Consider the following 4,493-nt stretch of genomic DNA (forward strand, 5'->3'; position numbering starts at 1 on the left):
GGTGTGGGAAGTGGGGTGTGGGGTGTGGGGTGTGGGGTGTGGGGTGTGGGGTGTGGGGAGAATAAATAAAATAATCTCCTATCTCCTGACTCCTGACGACCGACTCGGAGAATCCTGACTCCTGACGACCGACTCCCGACTCCTCACCTTAACAGCATTAAAAAGAAAACCAACGTTGCAGAGTATTTAAAAATCTTTGCCAGAAAGTGGGTTTAGGGAAAAAGTCCCCTTGGGGTTGCCATTTTTCTATTAATTTCCTCCCCAAAGGAGTGAGACGAAAACTATCGGTTATCCCCTGTCCATCTACTTCGCGCCGCAAAATTCCCACTTTAATCAACCAGAGAAGATATCTTTCCACTGCTGCTTCCGTCAGCAGTCTGGAAGTATAACCTTTCTCTAAACCCCCAGCACCAGGGATGCTTAAAAGTGATACACTTTGCTCAAGCATAGCGGCGAATAGGGTGACACGGAAAGGAGAACAACAGAGGGCGCGTTCGGCCCGGTTGATGGTAGCATCAGGATAATTGATGGCGGTAACGGTGGGAGTCGATAGGCTCATAGATTCCAGTCGTTTAGCTATGGATAAACTCATTGTTACATTGATCTGGCCTCAACCCCTGTTAACCCCAATCACCGATAAAATAGGGATGAAGTGTTAAGTAGCTTGAGTGTTTATGCAGTCTCCCGAACCGTTCGATAATAAATATACCCCAGAGGAAGTGGAAGTGGAAATTGAAACCGACGATTTCCCCCCCGTTGATACCCGGGTTAGTTTCGCTGCCACCCTCGAAAAAGTGAAAACTTGGTACGGCAGCCTCTCCACACCAGCACAGGTAGTCGTGGCAGTGGCGGGGGTTTTTGTGGCTCTTTCGATTTTAACGGCGATTTTACGCCTAGTCAGCGCAGTTTTAAGCGCTTTAATCCTTGCCGCTATCGTTTATCTCATCTATCGTTACATCCTCAAACCGAAATTTTAGTCGGCTATGCACATTTTCTGTTCAATGTCAAGAGTTTAGTTGATAAAAAAAATTTATGGAAGAAGCGGACACCAGAGATATCTTGGGGGAAAATGTGGCTAAGTTGGGATTGGCCCAGATCCAGCGTCATCTATTTCTCTGCTGCGATCAGACTAAGCCAAAATGCTGTGACAAGGAAGAAGGGTTAGAAGTGTGGGATTATTTAAAGAAGCGGTTAAGTGAATTAGAACTCGATCGCCCTAGGGCAGACCGTCCGGGCTGTATTTTTCGCACTAAAGCCAACTGTTTGCGGGTTTGTAGCCAAGGGCCGATTTTATTAGTGTACCCGGAAGGAGTCTGGTATCGAAGGGTAAACAGAGAAGCGATCGAAAGAATTATCCAAGAACACCTAATCGGTAATCAAATCGTCACCGAATATGCTTTTCTTCGCCACGATTTACCGGCAATTTCTCTGAACTGTCCAGAAGAAGAACCCGAAACAATAGAGGAAAACAGGGTTAAAACTAACTGAAATCACTGATTCGATCGATTAAGATAAGTAGCTAGACACAATTAATTGCACATATCTAACTACCTGTTGCATGAGTGCCTGTCGATCCTTTGTCCGTCTCCATTCCCCCAACCCTGCAGCCTGGAAAATAGCGATGAAAGAGACCAACAAAGACAATAAACAACTTTTATTAATCGACGATGACCCGAATTTAATACTTTTGGTGAAGGATTATCTAGAGTTTCGTGGTTATAGGGTGACAACCGCAGAAAACGGTCGGGAGGCCCTGGCAATCCTCGAACGCGGGGCAAATGCTGCCAAAGCAGGGGAAATGCCCGATATGATTATCTGTGATCTGATGATGCCGGAAATGGACGGTTATGCCTTCCTCGAAAAAATTCGTCAGGACAGTCGTTTTAGTTGCATTCCCGTGATCTTTCTCTCCCCTAAGGGTCAAAGTCAGGACAAGATAACAGGTGTAACCGCCGGGGCCGATGTGTATATGGTCAAACCCTTTGAACCGGAAGAATTAGTGGCCCGGGTGGAGTCTTCCCTCAAACAAGCAGGCCGGTTGCCGAAACGCACCTCCCGCCACCATTCCCCGGATGTCACCCCTGTTCAAGTCCAGGGTAATGTGGAATTAACCCCAACGGAATTAAAAGTAGTACAATTGGTCGCACAAGGACTGGCTAATCGGGAAATCGCCGCAAAACTCAATGTTAGTCAACGGACAATCGAAAGCCATGTGTCGAATATGCTTCATAAAACCGGTCTTCATAATCGCACGGAATTGAGCCAGTGGGCGATCAAAAGTAATAAGCTGTTGACTATCTAGAGCTTGCTGAAAAACTTTTTTAGCATACCCTCAATAGTCAACAGCTTATCAGGGGTTAGGTCAGGTGATTGTCAACTCACCTTTTTTTGGCATTAAAAATCCCTGAGATTGTCCTGGGCTGCTAGTTGCGATCGCTCTTTTTCCATGGACAATTCCGTTTCCAATTCTTGGCTGAGGAAATAGTTGAGGAAAGTTCGGATAATAGCGATGAGGGCGAGTTGTGCCAAGGCTTCTATAGTAGGTGTGACGGTAGTAGCCACGATGTCTCCACCTAACTGAAACTCTAGGGCTAAAGATAGCCAAGTACCGAAACGAATGCGAATTTGATTGAAGGAAAAAGGGGGAAGACTGCGACGGTGACGATTAGACTGCCAAGCTAATTGTAGGGTTTTAATTAATCCGATCACCACACAAGCGATCGAAATACTTTCTAGGCAAAACTTGATGATTGCCACGGCAGAGATCAAGCCTGTTTCTAAAGTTGCTAAAAATTCCATACCCTCTTATGGGATTATCCGATCAACCAACCTACCATCTAAGGAAGTTTCTCCAATGGCAGTTAGAACAGGTTTCTCGCCTGTTCTAACCTCTGACTGACTTAAGCCGGTCTTCCCTCCACCACCTTATCAATTAAACCGTAGGCGACGGCTTCCTCGGCGGAGAGGAAATAATCGCGGTCAGTGTCTTTTTCGATGCGTTCGATGGTTTGTCCAGTGCGATTAGCCATAATTTCGTTTAATTGCTGGCGAATACGCAGGATTTCCTTAGCTTCAATGTCGATATCCGTCGCTTGCCGGCGCCCAGTTCCGCCCATGGGTTGGTGAATCATAATCCGCGCGTGGGGAAGGGCGAGACGCTTACCCGGACTACCGGAAGCCAGTAAAAATGCCCCCATAGAGGCCGCTAATCCCACACAAATAGTCACCACTTCCGCTTTGATGTACTGCATGGTGTCGTAGATGGCCATACCGGCGGTAACGGAACCCCCCGGCGAGTTGATATAGAGATAGATGGGTTTAGTGGGGTCTTCCGAGTCGAGATAAAGCATTTGGGCCACAAGGGCATTGGCTAACCCGTCGGTGACTTCCTGCCCCAAAAAAAGAATGCGTTCCACCGAAAGACGGCTGTAAATGCTAATCCACTGTTCGTATTGGCTACCCGGCAGACGGTAGGGAACTTTTGGCACACCGATAGGCATAATTGGTAACAACTCCTGCTAATTTGTAATAAATCTTAACTAACTTGGGCGAGGGGTTTCGGTAGTTCCTTGCGACTTTCGAGAACGCGATCGATTAATCCGTAGTCTTTCGCCTGTTGTGGGGTGAGATAGAAGGTGCGATCCATATCTTTCGCCAGTTTTTCGGTGGTTTGACCCGTATTTTTCGAGAAAATTTCCAACATCGTCTGTTTGTTGGCGATTACCTCCTTGGCACGAATCTGGATATCGGTGGCTTGTCCCTGGGCCCCGGTGCGATTTTGGTTGAGAACAATGGTAGCGTGGGGTAAGGAGGCGCGAAAACCCTTGGTTCCTGCAGAAAGAATCATCGCTGCAGTTCCCATCGCCTGTCCGATACAGATAGTATGAACGGGAGGTTTAATGTAGTTGAGGGTGTCACAGATGGCGAAAGCTTCCGTTTCGTAGCCGATCGCGTCCCCCGTGTACCAGGATGTGCCGGTAGAGTTGATATAGAAGAAAATCGGTTTTTCGGGATCGTCAAATTGCAGGTAGAGCAGTTGCGCGATAATTAATTCCGTCACGTCCACCCCGACATTGCGCTTGACATCATCGGAGGAAAATAAGGGCAACCCCAGATAGACAATTCTCTCTTTGAGCAGGAGAGATTCTAAGTCCGGTGGTGGTGTCCGATAGGCTGCATCCCCATAATAGGCAGTTTGTACCGCTTTAATCGCTGAGTTCATCGAGTTTTTCCGTCATACACAGTATCCTGCTTTTGATTTTAACGTAATCGGGTTGACCGATTGCGTGGAGGTATTTTTAGCTAGGTTCGTCCCCAAGAATCTCTCATCGACTGCCCGCAGCTCTAATACTACCCACATTCCGCACCCTAAGTGTCACAACGTCTCAAAAGAGGAAGGAGCGTGAGTCAAAATACTTATCTAGAGGAGTGAGTTGGCGGCAAGCTGCCGGCAACTAAGCCGAAAATTTCAGGGTTGCCCCAGTCATTCTCAA

At 47.3% G+C, this 4,493-nt stretch carries 7 protein-coding genes; 3 read left to right on the forward strand and 4 right to left on the reverse strand.

Translation table 11 applies throughout. The annotated features are described in order from the left end of the window. Positions 1-157: 157 nt before the first annotated feature. On the reverse strand, positions 158-559 hold the full coding sequence (locus IM500_RS16135; RefSeq protein ID WP_287738976.1) for an Npun_F0494 family protein: 402 nt from the start codon (positions 557-559) through the stop codon (positions 158-160). Between the two features lie 115 nt (positions 560-674). Here IM500_RS16135 and IM500_RS16140 point away from each other — a divergent pair, with 115 nt between their 5' ends. The 3 genes from IM500_RS16140 (at position 675) to IM500_RS16150 (ending at position 2,302) form a co-directional block, all read left to right on the forward strand. Further along, positions 675-977 (forward strand): hypothetical protein, encoded by a 303-nt coding sequence (locus tag IM500_RS16140; protein ID WP_193959885.1) that lies wholly within the window; start codon positions 675-677, stop codon positions 975-977. Positions 978-1,032: 55 nt separating this feature from the next. After that, positions 1,033-1,488 (forward strand): (2Fe-2S) ferredoxin domain-containing protein, encoded by a 456-nt coding sequence (locus tag IM500_RS16145; RefSeq protein WP_190722568.1) that lies wholly within the window; start codon positions 1,033-1,035, stop codon positions 1,486-1,488. Positions 1,489-1,621: 133 nt separating this feature from the next. Continuing rightward, positions 1,622-2,302: a response regulator transcription factor gene (locus tag IM500_RS16150; RefSeq protein ID WP_190722569.1), complete on the forward strand. Its 681-nt coding sequence runs from the start codon at positions 1,622-1,624 to the stop codon at positions 2,300-2,302. Positions 2,303-2,394: 92 nt separating this feature from the next. Here IM500_RS16150 and IM500_RS16155 read toward each other — a convergent pair whose 3' ends face one another. The 3 genes from IM500_RS16155 to IM500_RS16165 all read right to left on the reverse strand — a co-directional run bounded on the left by IM500_RS16155 (position 2,395) and on the right by IM500_RS16165 (position 4,222). Beyond that, positions 2,395-2,799, reverse strand: a complete 405-nt coding sequence (locus IM500_RS16155; RefSeq protein WP_002762845.1) for a DUF1622 domain-containing protein — start codon at positions 2,797-2,799, stop codon at positions 2,395-2,397. A gap of 101 nt (positions 2,800-2,900) precedes the next feature. After that, complete coding sequence (locus IM500_RS16160; RefSeq protein ID WP_002734165.1) at positions 2,901-3,500, reverse strand: ATP-dependent Clp protease proteolytic subunit; 600 nt, start codon at positions 3,498-3,500, stop codon at positions 2,901-2,903. A 35-nt stretch (positions 3,501-3,535) separates the two neighbouring features. Beyond that, the gene (locus tag IM500_RS16165; RefSeq protein WP_045360910.1) at positions 3,536-4,222 is read right to left on the reverse strand and encodes an ATP-dependent Clp protease proteolytic subunit; all 687 of its coding nucleotides are present in this window, start codon (positions 4,220-4,222) and stop codon (positions 3,536-3,538) included. Positions 4,223-4,493: the final 271 nt, after the last annotated feature.

The organism is Microcystis sp. M179S2 (assembly GCF_020245805.1).
Lineage (GTDB): Bacteria > Cyanobacteriota > Cyanobacteriia > Cyanobacteriales > Microcystaceae > Microcystis > Microcystis aeruginosa.

Excerpts from the sequence above, each read along its gene's own strand:
- IM500_RS16135 (WP_287738976.1), bottom strand. The coding sequence starts at position 559 with ATGAGCCTATCGACTCCCACCGTTACCGCCATCAATTATCCTGATGCT.
- IM500_RS16140 (WP_193959885.1), top strand. The coding sequence starts at position 675 with ATGCAGTCTCCCGAACCGTTCGATAATAAATATACCCCAGAGGAAGTG.
- IM500_RS16145 (WP_190722568.1), top strand. The coding sequence starts at position 1,033 with ATGGAAGAAGCGGACACCAGAGATATCTTGGGGGAAAATGTGGCTAAG.
- IM500_RS16150 (WP_190722569.1), top strand. The coding sequence starts at position 1,622 with ATGAAAGAGACCAACAAAGACAATAAACAACTTTTATTAATCGACGAT.
- IM500_RS16155 (WP_002762845.1), bottom strand. The coding sequence starts at position 2,799 with ATGGAATTTTTAGCAACTTTAGAAACAGGCTTGATCTCTGCCGTGGCA.
- IM500_RS16160 (WP_002734165.1), bottom strand. The coding sequence starts at position 3,500 with ATGCCTATCGGTGTGCCAAAAGTTCCCTACCGTCTGCCGGGTAGCCAA.
- IM500_RS16165 (WP_045360910.1), bottom strand. The coding sequence starts at position 4,222 with ATGAACTCAGCGATTAAAGCGGTACAAACTGCCTATTATGGGGATGCA.